Below are 17,688 nucleotides of genomic sequence, written 5' to 3' on the forward strand. Positions count from 1 at the left end.
TCTTGGGAGGCCTTTGTGACCGACGCCGTGGACGACGTGCTCGCGCGAGTGCGCGGAGAGGTGGCCGCACGGGCGGACCGGCTGTGGGACATGGCGCGGATGCTGCACTCAGACCCCGAGTACGCCTTCGAGGAGCACCGGGCGGCCGCCCTGCTGTGCGGCGAACTCGAATGGGCGGGGTTCAAGGTGCAGCGGGACATCGCCGGACTGCCCACCGCGTTCACCGCACGCTCCGGCACCAGGGCCCGCCCCGCGGTGGCCCTGATGCTGGAGTACGACGCGCTGCCCGGCCTCGGCCACGCCTGCGGCCACAACCTGATCGCCGGGGCGGGCCTGGGCGCGGCGCTGGCCGCCCGAGCGGTGCTCGACCGGGACGCGGGCACCGTGTGGGCGATCGGCACGCCCGCGGAGGAGGGCGGTGGCGGCAAGGTCACCGAGACCGACGCCGGGGTGTTCGACGACGTCGACGCGGCACTGATGTTCCACCCCGGTGTGCACAGCTGGCAGTGGGCGCCGCTGACCGCGCAGGCCCAGTACCGGGTCGGGTTCCGCGGGCGCGCCGCCCACCCGACCGGGAATCCCACCGAGGGCATCGACGCGCTCGCCGCGCTCATCCAGCTGTTCAACACCCTGGCCATGGTCGGGCGCAGGCTGCCCGAGGGCTCGCATGTGCAGGGCATCGTCACGGACGGAGGCAAGGCCACCAACATCGTCCCCGAGTACGCGGAAGGTCTCTTCGGGCTGCGCGCGGTGACCACGGCCGCCCTGGAGGACCTGGCGGGGGAGCTGCTGACCTGCGCCCAGGGGGTCGCGCGGGCGACGGGCACGACGGTCACGGTGGAACGGGCCACGCCGCGCTACGAGCACTTCCGGGACAGCACAGTGCTGTCGGCGCGGTTCGCCCGGCACCTGACGGGGACGGGGATCGAGATGACACCGCCCGCGCCGGGCGTCTACCTGGGCTCCTCCGACGCCGGCAACGTCAGCGGACGGGTGCCCGCCATCCACCCGTTCGTGGCGATCATGGAGGAGGACGGTTCGGACCACACTCCCGAGTTCGCCGTCGCGGCCGGCTCCGAGCGCGGCCGACGGGTGATGCTCGCGGCGGCGGAGGCGCTGGCCTGTACCGCGGTGGAGGTCCTGTTGCGCCCGGAGCTGCGGGACGCGGCGTGGGAGGACCACGACCGGGCGTCCGTCCGCGGCTGAGGGGGCCCGCACCCGGTGCGCGCGCCCCCGGTCGGTGTTCCGAGGAACCGTCAGTCGGCGTGCAGGTGGTACACGTTGAACGCCCGCCGGATCACGGGCTGGGCCACGTTGCGCACCCGCACGCCGCCGGCCGTCATCCCGTGCTCCGTGCCCGCGTGGGCGTGTCCGTGCACGCTCAGGTCGGCCCCCGCGGTGTCGATCGCCTCGGCCAGCAGATAACTGCCGAGGAACGGATAGATCTCCGGCGGCTCACCCGCCCAGCGTGTCCGCCACGGGGGAGAAGTGGGTGAGCGCCACCCGCGTACCGCAGCCCTGCCGCTCCAGTTCCTCCAGCGCGGTGCGCAGTCCGTCCGCGCAGCGCCGTGAGTACCGTACGAACTCCTTCATCAGCGGCTCGCCGAACTCCCCGGCGCTGCGGCCCACGAACCCGCCGCCGAACCCCTTGGTACCGGCGACACCCACGCGCGTGCCGCCGCACTCGACGATCGTCGCCTCGCCCTCCAGGACCCGCACACCGGCGTCCTCCAGGAGGGCCGCGACTTTTTCGGGCTGCTCGTCGTGGTGGTCGTGGTTGCCGAGCACCGCCACGACCGGCACCGGAAGGTCCCGTACCTCCTGGGCCACCACCCGGGCCTCCTCCGGCGTGCCGTGCCGGGTGAGGTCCCCGGCCAGCAGGAGCAGGTCGGCGCAGTCGGGCAGGGTCTCGAAGGCGGGACGCAGCACCCCCTGGCTCTCCAGGCCCATGTGGATGTCCCCCACGGCGGCGACGCGGATCACGGCAGCTCCTCCGCATGGTCGGGCGTGGCGGTCTCCGCGACCACCACGTCGGTGTGCACGGACAGCCCGGCCAACTCCTCGTGGACGGTCCGCAGTACGGTCTCCCGGCACTGCGCTGACGGCACGGTGCCGGTGACCACGACGGCCCCGGCCCGCACCTCGGCGCGCACTCCCAGCTCGCCGAGTTCCTCCGCGGCGAGCCGGTCGCGCAGGTGGGCGACGCGGTACTCGACGTTCTCCTCGGACTGTTCGGGCGCGGACCCGCTCATGACCGTTCCTCCTCGCTCCGCGGCTCGATGACCTCCAGCCGTTCCAGGAAGTAGAAGAACGCGTCCGGCATCGGCGCGTCCCCGCAGCCCCGGCGTACGGCGTCCCAGTCGACCTTCTCCCGCAGCGCGCGGGCGATCGGCAGGACGGCCCCGAAGTCGCAGTGGTGCTCGGAGAACGCGGACAGCAGGCTGTGCAGCAGGTCGGTCGGGGACAGCACGGGCATGAACACCGAGTCCACCGAGAGTTCGTGGGCCCGCGCCAGCAGTTCCCTGGTGACGGGCTGATGGGCCAGTTCGAAGATCAGGTCGACCTGCTGGCCCATGCAGTCGGCCTTCAGCAGCCAGTCCTCCGGAGGGGTCCGCACCTGAAGACCCGCCTTGCGGAGGGTCTCGGCCACCGACGGCGCGTCCTCGGGGAGGATCGCGAAGTCGACGTCGTGCTGAAGGTTCTGGGCGCCGCCATGTGCGTACACGGCGACACTGCCCGCGAGTGCGAACGGGTGCCCTTCCCGTTTCAGAATCGCGCCGACCTGCTTGGCCGCCTCCAGGATCGCCTGGTTGCGGTCGACGGGCAGGCTCGCGGCGAGCGCGTCGGCGGCGCTCCCCGTCGCCAGTCGCAGTCCGGCGGCGCCCCCGTGGCGGGCGACGTCGTCGTCGGCGTGCTGCGTCATCAGTGCCCCCTTCCTGACCGGCCCACACCGGAGGGGCCGGGACGGCGAGGCCCGAGTACCCGGGGCCCGGCCGTCGACACGGCGGCACATCGGGCTCGGCGCGAGCCGTCGCCTTCGGCCGGTGGGGCAGGGGTACGTCGGCGTTGGGGGGCGTGGGTGTCGGTCCAGGGCCGGTGGATGTGTCGGGGTGCGGCCAGGGGGCCGGGTCTTGGGGTGGTGCGGGCGTTGGCCGTCGGCCGGGAACAGGTCAGCTTTCGGTGGGGGAGGAGTCGGCTTTCGGCTGGTGTGGCCGTTTGCGGCCTGAGGACTGCTCGGCCTTCGGTAAGTGGCGCTGTCGGCCTCCGGCCAGGGGAGGTCAGCCCGTGGTGGAGGCAGGGGGACGGACTTCGACCGGCGGAGGGGTCGGTGGCGGGAGTGTCGGACTTCGGTCCGGGGAGATGCGGCCGGGTCCGCCCCGAGCGATACCGCACCCCCCCGGCCGGGTCGCGTCTCAGTCGAGAAGGCGGCCCCGGGACCGCAGGAGCGGCACGCGTCCGCATCAGCCGCAGGCGGGCGCGGTTGCCGACCACCACGGGCATCGGCAGACCCTTGGAGAGAGCTGCGAACGGGTGTTGCAGCGCCTCGGGCGCCCGGCCTGCCGGCGCCGGCGTGATCGCCCAGAACTCCGGCCTGGGCCCGGGTAGCCGAAATTCATGAAGATCGCGGCGGGTTGGCCACCCTGGCCCAGGGCATGGAGGCAGCCCGGTCCCGTGCGGATCCTCGACGCACGGTGCTGCGACAGCCCGGAGTGCGCAGGAGTGCCGTCTCCAGGTCCTTGCCCGGGTCGGGTTCGCGGCCAGGCAGGTGGAAGACGTCAGGACCCGCGGTCCTGCAAAGACGAGAACGCGTGGGGACCGGGTGGGTGATCACGGCGGCCGCCACGACGAGGGTGCCGCCGTCGGACCCGGTGACGGGCTCGCTCGGTCCGAGGGCCAGCCGTCCCGCCCCGCCAGGTGCAGCACGAGGGCCGCGATGTTCCACGCGTCGTCCTCGCCGCGGTGATGCCGCCCTTCGAGGGGCAGCCCCGCGATGCCGAGCGCTTGCGCCATCCCGGGGCGCTTGCGCAGGCCGTGCACCTCCGTGAAGACCGCCTTGGCGTTGGTGTGGCGGCGGCCGAAGGGGTACGGCGTCCTCGTGGCCCCGCACTGCCGGGCGAACTGGTGACGGTCGTAGTCACCCCAACTCGCCCATGGGCGGGCGCCGGAGGCGTGTTCGGAGGCCAGTCGGCGGCAGGCCTCCCCGAAAGACAGGCCCCCGTCGACCTCGTCCTGGGTGAGTCCGGTCAACTCCGTGCAGAAGTCGCTCACTTCGGACCGGGCGGGGCGCACCAGGATCCGGTGCCGTTCGACGCGCTCGGCGGTCGACAGGTCGACGACCGTCAGCCCGATCTCGATGATCTCGGAGACCGCGCGCGGGGGAGGGGAACCGGGCCAGCACGTGGCTTCGACGTCCACCACGTTCAGGAGGGGCTTGGTGCACGTGCTGTTCATGACGAGGACCGTAGGGGGGCAGATGTGTGCGAGTCATCTCGTTTTCCCTGCACGGCGCTTCGGAAGGGGTGGTGGAACCCCGTGTTCCGTATGAGAGTGCTGTGAATTTCCGAGGCGCTTGAACACAGGGCGCCCGCCGTCCGTATGGGGCGGGGGACTTGCATGCCCGGAGAGCCGACACGCGCAGGAGTACATCCGTGGGACGCAGCAATCGCAGACGACCGACAGGCGCACGACGTGCGACCTTCGCCGCAGTGGCCTTGATGCTCGGGGGTGGTGGCCTGGTCGCGGTGAACGTGTACGCCTCCGCCACGGAGAGCGGCACGCCGCAGCAGACGTCGTGGGGAGCGGTCACGATCGACTGCCCGGACGTCGGCGACACGCTCACCGACGTGCCCGACGGGTCGAGGGCGGACGTCGACAAGGAACTCGCGCTGCTGGACCAGCAGATAGCCGAGGCCTACCAGCAGCTCCAGGACCCGTCGGTGCAGGACCGCGAGTCCGCGCAGAGCCGTATCGTCGACCCGCTCCAGCAGAACCGGGCCGCCACGATCGAGCGCATCACCGCGGCCCTCGAACGCACGGGAGGAAAGCCGGACGGCCTCGGCGACATGGCCGGCTGCACCCTGCGCGAGACCGAGAACCAGAACGGCGACGGTCAGGACCAGCAGCAGGGCGACCAGCAGGGCGACGGCCAGAACCAGGACGGCCAGAACCAGGACCAGCAGCAGGGCGACGGCCAGCAGGGCGGCGGCCAGGACCAGGGCGGCCAGCAGCAGGGCAACGGCGGGCAGGCCGGCAACGGTCCAGTGGCCGCGGACTACGCCGACATCAACAGCGCCCCACCCGCCGCACAGGCCCCGCCGGCTCAGGGCGACGCCTCCCGCGGCACCTTCGTCACCAGCTGCGGTGTCAACGCGAACGGCCTGTTCAACTCGGACAACGTCATCGTCGCCCCGGGTGTCTCCAACGGCGCGCACCACTTCCACGACTACGTCGGCAACCAGTCCAACACCGCCTTCGCGAGCGACCAGGACCTGGCGAACGCCGAGACGAGCTGTGCCGACCAGGGCGACAAGTCCACGTACTACTGGCCCGTGATCCGGCTCCAGAACGGTACGCAGGAGCAGGACGCCAACAAGCCCGGCGGCGGCGTCGAGGGCAATGCCGGCAAGATCGTCACCCCCAAGGAGGTGACGCTGACGTTCGTGGGCAACCCCCGCAGCAAGGTCACCGCGATGCCGCGGCTGCTGCGCATCATCACCGGCGACGCCAAGGCCTTCGTCAACGGCACCGCCAACGCCAACGCGTCCTGGAGCTGCACCGGGTTCGAGGACCGGCAGCTGAAGGACAAGTACCCGCTGTGCCCGCAGGGCAGCGACGTGGTGCGCACCTTCAAGTTCCAGAGCTGCTGGGACGGCCGCAACATCGACAGCGCCAACCACCGCACCCACGTGGCGTTCGCCCAGAACGACGGCACCTGCCCGAACGGCTTCAAGGCCATTCCGCAGCTGGTCCAGCGGATCGTCTACGACGTCGACGCACCGAGCCTGAACGACGGTGGCCGCACGACTCCGCTGTTCGCGGTCGACTCCTTCCCGGAGCAGCTGCACAAGCCCGTCACCGACCACGGCGACTTCATCAACGTCTTCGACGAGAACCTGATGAACGAGATGGTCGGCTGCATCAACGACGGCCGTGAGTGCGGCGCGGGCACGGGCCAGGACGACCCGGGCAACGGCAACGGCGGCGGCGACAACGGCAACGGTGGCGGCGGCAACGGCAACGGTGGCGGCGGCAACGGCGACAACGGCGGCGGCTCCGCCCCGGACCCGGGCGCCAGCCAGGACCCGGGTAACGGGGACGGCAACGGCAACGGCTCCCAGGACAACCCCGGAAACAGCGACGAGCCGCAGCAGCCGACGCAGACCGCCGAAGCCCCGGCAGGCGGCCAGACGACCGCCCCGGCCGACAACGAGCCGAAGACCTACAGCTCACCCACCGCCCACAGCACGACCGCCCCTTCGCCCAAGAGCGAGACCGGGACCGGTAACAACGGAAGCGGAAACGGGAACGGCAACGACCAGGCGACCCAGCCCACCCCCCAGGACGACACCACCACCGAGGCCCCCGGCGCTGTCGCCCAGCCCCCTCTCGCCGCACAGCCGGCACCTCAGGGCAACCAGGGCAGCCTTGCCGAGACCGGCACCCAGTTGTGGCCGGCCGCGCTCGGCGCGATCCTCCTGATCTCCGGCTTCGTTCTCCTGCGACGAACCAGCCGCCGCTCCATGTGACACCGACCGGCACGAGCCGGAAGCGGCTCGAACCAGAAGCAGAAGTGGCTGTCCGCCGCGCGGCTCCATCGGCGGACAGCCACCCCTGCTCGGCCCCCCGCCGACATGGCACCTCGAGATCGACGTGGTTATTCTTGGTTTGGGAAACCGAATTCGGACCGTACCCCCGGCGGCCGCCTCGGGATATGCAGTTGTATCCGCGAGCCGAGCTGGACAAGGGCGACCGCTGATACCCGCGGGACAATTTCACGGCACCACTCCGTGGCCCTGCCACTGGTCCGTATGCAGCAGCACGGGATGCAGGGGTTCATGGCTCCCGGTGAGGCTTGACGGGCCATGTCGTCCCCCTCCGGGAGCCCCCATGTCTCTGCGCCGATCCCGCCTGCGAGCGGCGTCCGCCCTCGCGGTCTGCCTCACCGCGCTGACCCCGACCACGGCCGGTGCCACCGCCGGCCCGTCGGGTGACCAGACGCTTCAGCGCCAGCTCGACGACTTCGTGCACCAATCCGGCGGGCCACCCGGAGCCATCGCCGTCCTGCGGACCGAGCGGGGGACCCGCGTCGTGCGCGCCGGAGTCGCCGACCTCCGCACGGGTCGCTCGCCCGCCCCCGACGACCACATGCGCATCGCGAGCACGGCCAAGGCCTTCAGCGGGGCGGTGGCCCTCACCCTGGTCGACCACCACACGCTGCGCCTGGACGACACCCTGGGCAAACGGCTTCCCCGACTCCCCGCCGCGTGGCGGGCGGTGACGCTCCGTCAACTCCTCAAGCACACAAGCGGACTGCCGGACTACTCCCGCAGCGACGGGTTCGTCGACGAGCTGCGGGCCGACCCGCACCACCACTTCGACTCCCGGCACCTGCTCGACTTCGTCGCCGACAAACCCCTGCTGTTCAAGCCGGGCTCGCAGTACCGCTACTCGAACTCGGACAACATCGCCGTAGCCCTCATGGCGGAGGCGGCGACCCACACGCCGTACGAGGACCTCCTGCGCGAACTCGTCTACGCACCCCTGCGGCTGCACTCCACCAGCCTCCCGCAGGGCTACCGGATGCCCGTGCCCTACCTGCACGGCTACGACGTGAGCTCGCCCGCGTCCCCGGAGGACGTCAGCGAGGTCATCGGCATGTCGGGCGTCTGGGCCTCCGGAGGCATCGTCTCCACCCCGGCCGACATGACCCGCTTCATCCGGGGTTACGCCGGCGGACGGCTGTACGCCAAGTCCGTCGTCGAGCAGCAGCGGCAGTGGGTCGAGGGCGCGTCCGAACCCGCCGGACCGGGCCGCAACTCCGCGGGCCTGGCCCTCTTCCGGTACGAGACGCGATGCGGAGTCGTCCTCGGCCACACCGGCAACACGCTCGGGTACACCCAGTTGATCGCGGCCACCCCCGACGGCCGCCGTTCACTGACCTTCTCGGTCACCGCCCAGATCACCCAGTCCTCCGACGCGGAAAAGCTGGGGAAGATGCGTGCCATTGAGGAGAACTTCGTCTGCGCATTGCTGCACGGAAAGAATCGGTAGTCGTTTTTCCGCTGCCGCAGGAATTCAACTCACCACGATTTCCCAGGTGTCGACAGCGTAATGGACCGACATTCCGTTGCGCGCGTACAACGCGGGGGCGCCGGTGGCGTTCTCGGTGTCCACGCCGAGTCCCGCGGTGTCCCGCCCCCGGGCCGCGAAGGCCGCGAACGCCTGCCGCAGCAGCAGCGCGCCGAGGCCTGGCCGCGGGCCTCGCGGACGACTCCGAGGCTGCGGATCCATCCCATGGCCTCGCGGTCGTCGCGGGCGATCAGGAAGCCGACGTCCCCGAGGTCCTCGGTGGAGACGAGCCACGCCAGGGACCAGTCGAGCCGGTCGGCGTGGATGTCGGCCAGCCACTGCTCCTGCGAGCGCGGCTGGAAGTCGAAGTGCTCGGCGAAGGCGGCCTGGTAGAGGGCGTGCGTCTGCTTGCGGTCGGCCTCGTCGGCGCAGGCCCGCGCAGGACCGCAGCGCCCGCTCCAGCACGTGATAGCTGTGTACGACCGACCAGCCGTGCGCCCGTATCAGCGCCAGGTCGGTCGTGGGCGCCGCGTTCAGGTGCAGATGGAGCACGGCCTTCGAGGCACCGTTCGCCTGGGCCCTTTCGGGCGCCCTGGTCTCGACGGCCTCCAGGAGGAGTTCACCGGCCTGCTCGCCCTTCGATTCGTCCCACACCAGGGCGTACGCCACCAGACGCGGCCGGTCGGCCGGCGCGTCGGTGGGCGCGACGGCCGCAAACGAGTTGTGCGTGAGCGGGGGGAAGGCGTTCACATGGCCTTGGTAGGCTGCGGCTGTTGATCATGAACGCCTGCAGGGCCTTTGCGGGATCTTTGTGGAGAGTCGTCAAGTGTGGCGCATGGTACGCCTGTTGACACTGTGACGACTGATAAGATCATTACACTTTTCAGTAGGCTGATGACGCGTCATACGCGCGTACGGGGGACAGCCAAAACGGCCCCATCGTGAAGGAGTGACGGTTGGTCCGCCGGTAAGGTCCGCGCCGCACGGTGGCGGGCGGTTCCGGGGGTCCCATGCACGGTCAGTCTCCCGACGCGAGGCGACTTGAAGAGAGTCTCATGACGTCATTGTTCGAAGATCCACTCCTGTGGGTCCTGCTCGTGGTACTCATCGCTGCGGTATTCGCAGTGATGCGCGCACGGAGAACCAACCTCCAGCTCCGCGCGAACAACAACAAACTGCACGGCGACGTGGCGAGTGTGCGAGGTCAGCTCGCCGAGCTCCAGACGACCTACTCGTCGGTGAGCGCACGGCACGCCGCGGATCTGGAGGAGGTGCGCAAGGACGCCGAGTCGGCGACCAAGGCAACCCTGAAGTCGGCCGTCGGCACCCTGGCGACCCTTGCCGAGGAGCAGCTGTCCCTGCTCGACGGACTCCAGCAGAAGTACGGCGACGACCACGCGGTCCTCGCCGACCTGATGCTGGTCGACCACACCGGCAGCCAGTTCAGCCGGCGTACCAAGGGCATCTCGGTGCTCTGCGGCGGCTGGCTCGGCCGGCGTGACCGGGACGCCTCGGTGTACGACGTCGCCCGCAGCGCCCAGGGGCGGATCCGCGACTTCGAGCGGGTCAAGGTCCACGCGCAGGCCAACGTCGCCATCACCAGCCGGGCGGTCGAACCGGTCGCCATGGTCCTGGCCGAACTGCTGGACAACGCCACCAAGTACAGCGCCCCCGGCACCCCCGTCGAGATCAACATCCAGGCCGTCCCCACCGGGATCTGCCTGATCGTCGACGACGCCGGCCTCGGCATGGACCAGGAGACCAAGGCCCGCGCCGCGTCCCTGCTGACCACCGGTGGGGCCGTGGACATCACGAGCCTCGGCGACCCGCCCAAGTTCGGCTTCGCCCTCTCCGGGAAGCTCGCCGCCCACTACGGATTCCACGTCTCCGTCGACGCGGTCTCCCCCTACGGCGGTGTGCGTGCCGTGATCCGGGTGCCCGAGAACCTCCTGACGGCGGACGTGCCCGCACCCGCGCCCGTCGAACTCGACGACCACGAGGGCCTGCCCGCGGCGGCCAAGCCCACACCGGTCGCCTCCCTCGTCGTCGGACAGACGGCCGGAGGCCTGCCCAAGCGCCGTCGGCGCCGGAACGGCGCCGTCTCCGTGGTCGCCACGCCCGGCGCGGAGGTTCCCGACCTGGACGCGGCCGGCGAGGAGACCGCCTCACGGCTCAAGGCATTCGCTCGCGGAACCCTGCTCGGGCGGGACTCGGACAACACGGAAGGACCTCAGAACCAGTGAATCCCGACCTGTCGTGGGTGCTGAACGACGTGCTCGAGGTACGCGGAGCCCGTCACGCCATCCTCGTCTCGGCGGACGGCCTGCTGATGCAGCGGTCCGACGGCATCGTCCGTGACGATGCCGAGCGGAACGCCGCCGCGATGAGCTCCCTGCAGTCCCTGTGCCGCAGCGTCGCCCCCTTCGTGGGGGGCGGCAAGGGCCTCTGGAAGCAGACACTGATCGAGTTCGACGGCGGATGGATCTTCCTCATCGCCGGGGGCAGCGGCTCCTACCTCGCCGTATCGACCGCGCTGGACGTCGACATGGAGGCCATGTCGATCCGGATGCAGAAGACGGTGGGCGCGCTGACCAAGGCGATGAGCGCGACCCCGCGCCAGAACACCGGCGTAGACGCATGACCTGGCCAGGCGAGGACGCTCCGGTAACCAGCGACTTCGTCCGCTCCTACGTCATCACGGGCGGTCGTCGTCTCCCCTCCGACGACGACCTGGCCCTGCACACGCTTGTGTGCCTGGCCCCCGACCGGACCCTGCCGCTCGGGGCCGGCCCCGAGGTACGGGCCATCTGGGAGCTCTGTTCGGGCGGCTACCTGTCGGTCGCCGAAGTCGCCGGTCATCTGGGACTGCCGGTCGGTGTGGCCCGACTGCTGCTGTCCGATTTATTCGAGCAGGGGCACCTCCTGCGCCGCGCTGAACCGGCCCCCGCCCAGCACGTTCCCCGAGCGATACTCGAGAAGGTTCTGCATGGACTCGAAACCCTCAACATCGGCTGACCCCGGGGCGAACGGCTCCATCTACGTGTCCGCCGAGGTGACCACCGCCGCGAAGATCCTGGTGGTCGGACACTTCGCTGTGGGCAAGACGACCTTCATCGGGTCCCTGTCGGAGATCACTCCTCTGCGTACCGAGGAGAAGATGACCCAGGCGTCCATGCACGTCGACGACCTGCGCGGAGCGCCGGAGAAGGCGACCACCACCGTGGCGCTGGACTTCGGCCGGCTGACCCTGAGCGACGAGCTGGTGCTGTACCTGTTCGGCACCCCCGGACAGCAGCGCTTCATGCAGCTGTGGGAGGACATGGCGCGCGGCGCGCTCGGCGCCCTGCTCCTGGTCGACCCCTCGCGGCTTGAGGAGACGTTCCCGGTCATCGACCTGATCGACGAGTACGGCCTCGAGTACGCGATCGCCGTCAACACCTTCTCGCAGACCAGCCACTTCGAGGAGGACGAGATCCGCGAAGCACTCGACCTGCTTCCGGACACCCCCGTCATCTACTGCGACGCCCGCGACCAGCGCTCCTCCGCCCGCGCCCTGATCGCCCTCGTGCGCCACCTGCTCGACCGCGCCGCCTGAACCACCACCCCCCGCCCGGACCGCACGGTCCGGGCCACCAAAGGACACAGACATGGACGTTCACGACACGGCCGCCGCCGGTGCGGCCAGATGCCCCATGTACGACGACTCCTTCGCGGCCGACCCGCAGAAGGTCTACGACTACCTCCGGGCGCACGGCCCCGCCGGCCCGGTCGAACTGGCCCCCGGTGTCGACGCCACCCTGGTCGTCGACCACGAGACGGCCCTGCGCGTGCTGCAGAACCCCAACCTGTTCGCGCGCGACGGCCGCCGCTGGACCGCCCTCAACGACGGCCGGGTCCCCCTCGACAGCCCCGTCCTGCCGATGATGGCCTACCGGCCCAACTGCCTGTTCACCGACGGCGCCCAGCACCTCAGGCTGCGCAAGGCGGTCACCGAGAGCCTGGACCGCCTCAACGTCACCCGCATCCGCCGCGACGTCGAGCCGATCGCCGCCTACCTCATCGACCAGTTCAGCGAGCGGGGCCGGGCGGACCTGATCAACGACTACGCCAAGCTGCTGCCGCTGCTGATGATCAACAAGCTCTTCGGCTGCCCCGCCGCCATCGGCGACCGGGTCACCAGCGCGATGGCCGACATGTTCGACGGCAAGGACGCGCTGAAAGCCAGCGACGAACTCACCGCCTGCTTCATGGAGCTGGTCTCCCTCAAGCGCCGCGAACCCGGCGACGACATCACCTCCTGGCTCGTCCAGCACCCCGCCGGCCTCAGCGACGAGGAACTCAAGGACCAGCTGGTGATGCTGATCGGCGCCGGCGTGGAGCCCGAGCGCAACCTCATCGCCAACGCCCTGCTCCTGCTCCTGGACCGGGACGGCGAGGACGGGCCGAGCATGCAGATCGAGGACGCCCTCGACCACGTCCTGCTCAACAACCCGCCCATCGCCAACTACGCGACGCACTTCCCGCTGCAGGACGTCGACCTCGGCGGAGTGGTGGTTCAGGCGAACTCCCCCCTGGTCATCAGCTTCGCCGGAGCCAACAGCGACCCCGCGCTCGCCTCCTCGGGCCAGGCCCACAGCCGCGGCGCCCACCTCGCCTGGGGTGCGGGACCGCACGCCTGCCCGGCCAAGAGCCCGGCCCAGGTCATCGCGGTCACGGCCATCGAGCTGATCCTCAACGCGCTGCCCGACCTGGTCCTGAGCGTCCCGGCCCAGGAACTGCAGTGGCGTCCCGGCCCGTTCCACCGCGCCCTGGCCACCCTTCCCGTGCAGTTCAGCCCCACCCCGGCCACCCGGATGGCCTCGGCGTACGGCGTGCCCACCGCGCCCCGCCCGACCGTCGTCCAGCAGCCGCAGCAGGCGGCGCGCGTCCCCGCACCCGCGGCCGCCCAGAAGCCGGCCAAGAAGGGCTTCTGGAGCAGCTTCCTCGAGATCTTCCGTGTGTGACGGCTTAGCACCGGCCGGCCGGTGCCGGAGAGCGGACTGACGGCTTCACGAGTCCCCTCTCCGGCACCTGCGTTCGTTCGGGGGACAGCTCGCCGCGCACGCGCCCGAAAGGCCCCTCTCCGGGCAGAATCGACTCCCGTACAGCACAGCGCGCGGTACGAGGAGCGGCGTATGGAGTACTACGACCTCGGGCCCCACGGCCGGCCCGTCACCACCGACTCCGCCGAGGCCCAACTCTGGTTCGACCGCGGCCTGGTGTGGACGTACGCCTTCCATCACGAGGAGGCCGTGGCCTGCTTCGAGAAGGCGGCCGCCGCCGACCCGGACTGCGCGATGGCCCACTGGGGCATCGCCTACGCGCTGGGCCCCAACTACAACAAGCCCTGGGAGTTCTTCGACGACCGGGACCTGGCCCGGACCGTCCGACGCACCCATGCGGCGGTCGAGACGGCGAACGAGAAGGCGGCCGTCCGGGCCACCGTCGTGGAGCGGGCCCTGATCGGCGCCCTGCGCTCCCGCTACCCGCAGGCGAAGCCCGCCGAGGACTGCGCGGTGTGGAACGTGCCGTACGCCGACAGCATGCGCGCCGTCCACGGACTCGCACCGGACGACCCGGACGTGGCCGCGCTGTACGCGGACGCGCTGATGAACCTCACGCCCTGGCAGCTGTGGGACCTGCGCACCGGCGAGCCCGCCGCGGGCGCCCGCACCCACGAGGCCCGGGCCGTGCTGGAACGGTCACTGGCGGGCACCACCGGCCGCACCCACCCGGGTGTCCTGCACCTGTACGTCCACCTCATGGAGATGTCGCCCACCCCCGAAGTGGCCCTGCCCGTCGCGGACCGGCTGCGCGGCCTGGTGCCGGACGCCGGGCATCTCCTGCACATGCCCTCGCACCTGGAGGTGCTGTGCGGCGACTACCGGCGGGTCGTGGCGGACAACAGCGCCGCGATCGCCGCCGACGAGAAGGCCCTGGCCCGGGCCGGAGCGATGAACTTCTACACGCTCTACCGCTCGCACAACCACCACTTCAAGATCTACGGCGCGATGTTCCTGGGCCAGTCGGAGACCGCCCAGGAGGCCGCCGCGCAGCTGGAGGAGTCGATCCCTGAGGACCTGCTGCGGGTCGAGAGCCCGCCCATGGCCGACTGGCTGGAGGCCTTCCTCGCGATGCGCGTCCACGTCCTGATCCGCTTCGGCCGCTGGCCCGAGATCCTGGACCTCCCGTTGCCCACCGACCGGCGCCTGTACTGCGTGACGACCGCGATGCTCCACTACGCCCGCGGGGTCGCCTGCTCCGCGCTCGGCCGCATCACCGAGGCCGAGGGCGAACGCGCGCTGTTCCACGAGGCGGTCGCCCGGGTCCCTGAGACCCGGATGCTCTTCAACAACACGTGTGCCGACGTCCTGGCGATCGCCTCGGCGATGCTGGACGGCGAACTCGCTTATCGCAAGGGAGAGTTCGACACCGCCTTCGCGGCGCTGGAACGGTCGGTCGAGCTGGACGACAACCTCCCCTACGACGAGCCCTGGGGCTGGATGCAGCCGACCCGCCACGCCTACGGCGCCCTCCTGCTGGAACAGGGCCGTATCGCCGAGGCCGAGGCCGTCTACCGCGCCGACCTCGGTCTCGACGACACCCTCCCGCGTCCGCTCCAGCACCCGGGCAACGTATGGGCGCTGCACGGCCTCCACGAGTGCCTGATTCGCGGGAAGAAGGAAGGGGAGGCGCGGATCGTCGCCCAGCAGCTGCGGATCGCCCTGGCGCTGGCAGACGTACCGGTCGAGGCGTCCTGCTTCTGCCGACTGGACACCGGCGCGCCGGACTGCTGCGGATAGGCTTCGTCAACCGGCCTACGGCAGCGGGGAGTTGTATGCGGAACACGGGCGCGTTCATCGCGGACGCCTATGAACTCGGCGCGGGAACCTGGACGATGACGCCCGTCGCCCGCGGCGCCCTGGGACAGATCTGGAAGCTGTCCGGGAGCGGCACCGCGTGGGCGGTGAAGGAGCTGCTCTTCGAGAAGAACGAGCCGGACGTCCGCGCCGAGGCCGCACTGCGCGACGCGGCGGAGACGCTGGGCGTCTCCGCGCCCCGTCTCCTGCCCGACCGCACCGGCGCCCATGTCGTACGGCTCCCCGAGGGCTCCTGGGCGAAGCTGTACGACTGGGTCGACGGCACCCCGGCCGACCCGTCGGACCCGGAGATCCTGAGCTGGTGCGGCCGTACGCTCGCCCTCCTGCACAAGGCGGGCCAGGGTGCGAGCGGGACTCCGAGCGGCTGGTACGAACGGTGCAACCCGCAGTCCGACTGGGCCGCACTGCTCGGCAAGGTGGAGCGGGCCGGCCTGCCCTGGGCAGCCGAACTGGGCCGGTTCGTGGCCGCGACGGCCGTAGAGCTGGCCCGGCATGTCTCGCCGTCGTCTCCCGGTGACGTGGTGACCTCCCATCTCGACATGCGTCCGCAGAACGTCCTGGTCGGCCCGGACGGACCGGTCCTGCTGGACTGGGACAACGCCGGGCCCGTCTCGGCCGAGCGCGAACTGGCCCGTGCCGTCCACGTGTGGTCGGGCGGCAACCGCTTCGACGCCGATGCGGCACGGCGCCTGGTGCGTGCCTACCGGGACGCCGGGGGCCGCGCGGCCGTCAAGAGCGTGGACGCCTTCTCGATGCTCTTCGCGACCGACCTCAACTACGTCTACGTACAGGCCGAATGCGCGGTCGATCCTACGGTGACCGCCGAGCAGCGCGCGTTCGGGAGTCGTGAGGCCGTGGCCAAGCTGCGCGGCCTGCCCGACCTGACCGCCGTCTCCCGGCTGACGGAGGCGCTGAAGGACGAGTGGTGATCTGCGAGCTTCGCTGACCTGGCACTAATGTCCTCGGCATGAGCGAAAACTCCGCGCGGTCCGTCACCGTCGAGCGCACCGGCACCGGCCACTTCGTCGCCACCAACGCCCGGGGCGGCACCATCAGCTTCGGCACCGGCTCCGACGGCGAGTTCACCCCGGTCGAACTGCTGCTCGCCGCGCTCGGCGGCTGCACGGCGGTGGACGTCGACCTCGCCACCACCCGCCACGCCGAGCCCGACTCCTTCTCCGTCGAGGTCAGCGGCAACAAGGTCAACGACGAACTCGGCAACCGACTGACCGACCTCGCCGTCACCTTCACCGTCACCTTCCCGGACGGCGAGGGCGCGGACCGGGCCCGCACGATCCTGCCCCGGGCGGTGAAGACCTCCCACGACCGCCTGTGCACGGTCAGCCGCACGGTCGAGATCGGCACGCCGGTCACCGCGACCGTCGAGGACGCCTGAGCTCTGCGTAGCCTGTCCCCGTGTCAGCCTCCCGCCTTCGCCGTGTCGCCGTTCTCGTGCTCGAAGGCGCGAAACCCATGGACGTCGGCATCCCCGCGCAGGTGTTCACCACGCGCGCGAGCATGCCGTACGAGGTACGGCTGTGCGGTGCGGCACCGGGGCTCGTGAGCGGTGGGGACGGGTTGTCGTACCACGTCGCCCACGGTCTGGAGGCGCTCGCCTGGGCGGATCTCGTCTTCATCCCGGGCTACCGGTTCCCGGACCGGGAGGATCCGCCGCCGGCCGTGGTCGAAGCGCTGGTCGCCGCCCACGGCAGGGGCGCGCGGCTGGCCGCCATCTCGACCGGCGCCTTCGCGCTGGCCGCGACCGGTCTCCTCGACGGCCGGCGCGCCACGACCCACTGGCACTACACGAGGGCACTCGCGGCGAAGCATCCTCTCGTCCGGGTCGACGAGAACGTGCTGTTCGTCGACGAGGGCAGCGTGCTGACCTCGGCCGGCGCCGCCTCCGGCATCGACCTGTGCCTGCACGTCCTGCGCGGCGACCTCGGCGTGGCCGCGTCCAACCACGCCGCCCGGCGCCTGGTCGCGGCCCCCTACCGCAGTGGCGGTCAGGCGCAGTACGTGCCGCGCAGCGTGCCCGAGCCCCTCGGCGAGCGCTTCGCCGCCACCCGGGAATGGGCCCTGCGCAGACTCGACGAACCCCTCACCCTCGACCTCCTCGCGCGGCAGGCCGCGGTCTCGCCGCGCACGTTCTCCCGCCGCTTCGTCGAGGAGACCGGATACACGCCGATGCAGTGGGTGATGCGCGCCCGCATCGACATGGCCCGCGAGCTGCTGGAGCGTTCCGAGCGGAGCGTCGAGCAGATCGCCACCGACGTCGGGCTCGGGACCGGCTCGAATCTGCGGATGCACTTCCAGCGGATCCTGGGGACGACGCCGAGCGAGTACCGGCGCACCTTCACCCGGGGCGAGTAGTCCCTCCCTCAGGCCAGGTGGCACCTGTGCCGATCTTGGCGCGATCCTTTTGAACCGTGGCGATCGCGCCACTGTCAGCGGGGGAGGCCGCGCGCGAGCCTGGTGG

At 71.0% G+C, this 17,688-nt stretch carries 15 protein-coding genes and 2 pseudogenes; 12 read left to right on the plus strand and 5 right to left on the minus strand.

Annotated elements, in window-relative coordinates; genetic code table 11:
* Positions 1-15: 15 nt before the first annotated feature.
* Entirely contained in the window at positions 16-1,206 is a 1,191-nt protein-coding gene (locus RKD20_RS43000) for an amidohydrolase (protein ID WP_424882471.1), read from the plus strand.
* A gap of 50 nt (positions 1,207-1,256) precedes the next feature.
* Here the strand turns inward: RKD20_RS43000 and RKD20_RS43005 are convergent.
* The 4 genes and pseudogenes from RKD20_RS43005 to RKD20_RS43020 form a co-directional block, all read right to left on the minus strand.
* Positions 1,257-1,983 (minus strand): annotated as a pseudogene (locus RKD20_RS43005) (metallophosphoesterase family protein).
* On the minus strand, positions 1,980-2,252 hold the full coding sequence (locus RKD20_RS43010; RefSeq protein WP_424882472.1) for a BON domain-containing protein: 273 nt from the start codon (positions 2,250-2,252) through the stop codon (positions 1,980-1,982). Before RKD20_RS43010 ends, RKD20_RS43005 begins: the two are co-directional and overlap by 4 nt.
* Positions 2,249-2,923, minus strand: a complete 675-nt coding sequence (locus tag RKD20_RS43015) for a nucleotidyltransferase domain-containing protein (protein ID WP_424882473.1) — start codon at positions 2,921-2,923, stop codon at positions 2,249-2,251. The genes RKD20_RS43010 and RKD20_RS43015 overlap by 4 nt, the downstream gene beginning before the upstream one ends.
* 905 nt (positions 2,924-3,828) lie before the next feature.
* Positions 3,829-4,452: an exonuclease domain-containing protein gene (locus RKD20_RS43020; RefSeq protein ID WP_424882474.1), complete on the minus strand. Its 624-nt coding sequence runs from the start codon at positions 4,450-4,452 to the stop codon at positions 3,829-3,831.
* 263 nt (positions 4,453-4,715) lie between these two features.
* Between RKD20_RS43020 and RKD20_RS43025 the strand changes: the two genes are divergently transcribed.
* Together RKD20_RS43025 and RKD20_RS43030 are read left to right on the plus strand one after the other, a co-directional pair.
* On the plus strand, positions 4,716-6,746 hold the full coding sequence (locus tag RKD20_RS43025) for a DUF1996 domain-containing protein (protein ID WP_424883456.1): 2,031 nt from the start codon (positions 4,716-4,718) through the stop codon (positions 6,744-6,746).
* 361 nt (positions 6,747-7,107) lie between these two features.
* On the plus strand, positions 7,108-8,271 hold the full coding sequence (locus RKD20_RS43030; protein WP_424882475.1) for a serine hydrolase domain-containing protein: 1,164 nt from the start codon (positions 7,108-7,110) through the stop codon (positions 8,269-8,271).
* Between the two features lie 24 nt (positions 8,272-8,295).
* Here RKD20_RS43030 and RKD20_RS43035 read toward each other — a convergent pair.
* Positions 8,296-9,039 (minus strand): annotated as a pseudogene (locus RKD20_RS43035) (GNAT family N-acetyltransferase).
* A 305-nt stretch (positions 9,040-9,344) separates the two neighbouring features.
* Here RKD20_RS43035 and RKD20_RS43040 point away from each other — a divergent pair.
* The 9 genes from RKD20_RS43040 (at position 9,345) to RKD20_RS43080 (ending at position 17,582) form a co-directional block, all read left to right on the plus strand.
* Positions 9,345-10,532 carry an ATP-binding protein gene (locus RKD20_RS43040; protein ID WP_424882476.1) on the plus strand — a complete coding sequence of 396 codons (1,188 nt, stop codon included), beginning with the start codon at positions 9,345-9,347 and terminating at the stop codon, positions 10,530-10,532.
* A complete protein-coding gene (locus RKD20_RS43045) occupies positions 10,529-10,930 on the plus strand; it encodes a roadblock/LC7 domain-containing protein (protein WP_007386761.1) in 402 nt (133 codons plus the stop codon). Before RKD20_RS43040 ends, RKD20_RS43045 begins: the two co-directional genes overlap by 4 nt.
* The gene (locus tag RKD20_RS43050; protein WP_007386762.1) at positions 10,927-11,304 is read left to right on the plus strand and encodes a DUF742 domain-containing protein; all 378 of its coding nucleotides are present in this window, start codon (positions 10,927-10,929) and stop codon (positions 11,302-11,304) included. The genes RKD20_RS43045 and RKD20_RS43050 overlap by 4 nt, the downstream gene beginning before the upstream one ends.
* Positions 11,276-11,884 carry a GTP-binding protein gene (locus tag RKD20_RS43055; protein ID WP_028807646.1) on the plus strand — a complete coding sequence of 203 codons (609 nt, stop codon included), beginning with the start codon at positions 11,276-11,278 and terminating at the stop codon, positions 11,882-11,884. Before RKD20_RS43050 ends, RKD20_RS43055 begins: the two co-directional genes overlap by 29 nt.
* Positions 11,885-11,936: 52 nt before the next feature.
* Entirely contained in the window at positions 11,937-13,292 is a 1,356-nt protein-coding gene (locus RKD20_RS43060; protein WP_424882477.1) for a cytochrome P450, read from the plus strand.
* 171 nt (positions 13,293-13,463) lie between these two features.
* The gene (locus RKD20_RS43065) at positions 13,464-15,131 is read left to right on the plus strand and encodes a hypothetical protein (protein ID WP_424882478.1); all 1,668 of its coding nucleotides are present in this window, start codon (positions 13,464-13,466) and stop codon (positions 15,129-15,131) included.
* Positions 15,132-15,166: 35 nt separating this feature from the next.
* Positions 15,167-16,138 carry a phosphotransferase enzyme family protein gene (locus RKD20_RS43070; protein ID WP_424882479.1) on the plus strand — a complete coding sequence of 324 codons (972 nt, stop codon included), beginning with the start codon at positions 15,167-15,169 and terminating at the stop codon, positions 16,136-16,138.
* Positions 16,139-16,176: 38 nt separating this feature from the next.
* Positions 16,177-16,605, plus strand: a complete 429-nt coding sequence (locus tag RKD20_RS43075; protein WP_424882480.1) for an OsmC family protein — start codon at positions 16,177-16,179, stop codon at positions 16,603-16,605.
* A 20-nt stretch (positions 16,606-16,625) separates the two neighbouring features.
* Positions 16,626-17,582 (plus strand): GlxA family transcriptional regulator, encoded by a 957-nt coding sequence (locus RKD20_RS43080; protein ID WP_424882481.1) that lies wholly within the window; start codon positions 16,626-16,628, stop codon positions 17,580-17,582.
* Positions 17,583-17,688 lie beyond the last annotated feature (106 nt).

It is taken from the genome of Streptomyces sp. SLBN-8D4 (assembly GCF_049739545.1).
GTDB classification, from domain to species: domain Bacteria; phylum Actinomycetota; class Actinomycetes; order Streptomycetales; family Streptomycetaceae; genus Streptomyces; species Streptomyces canus_C.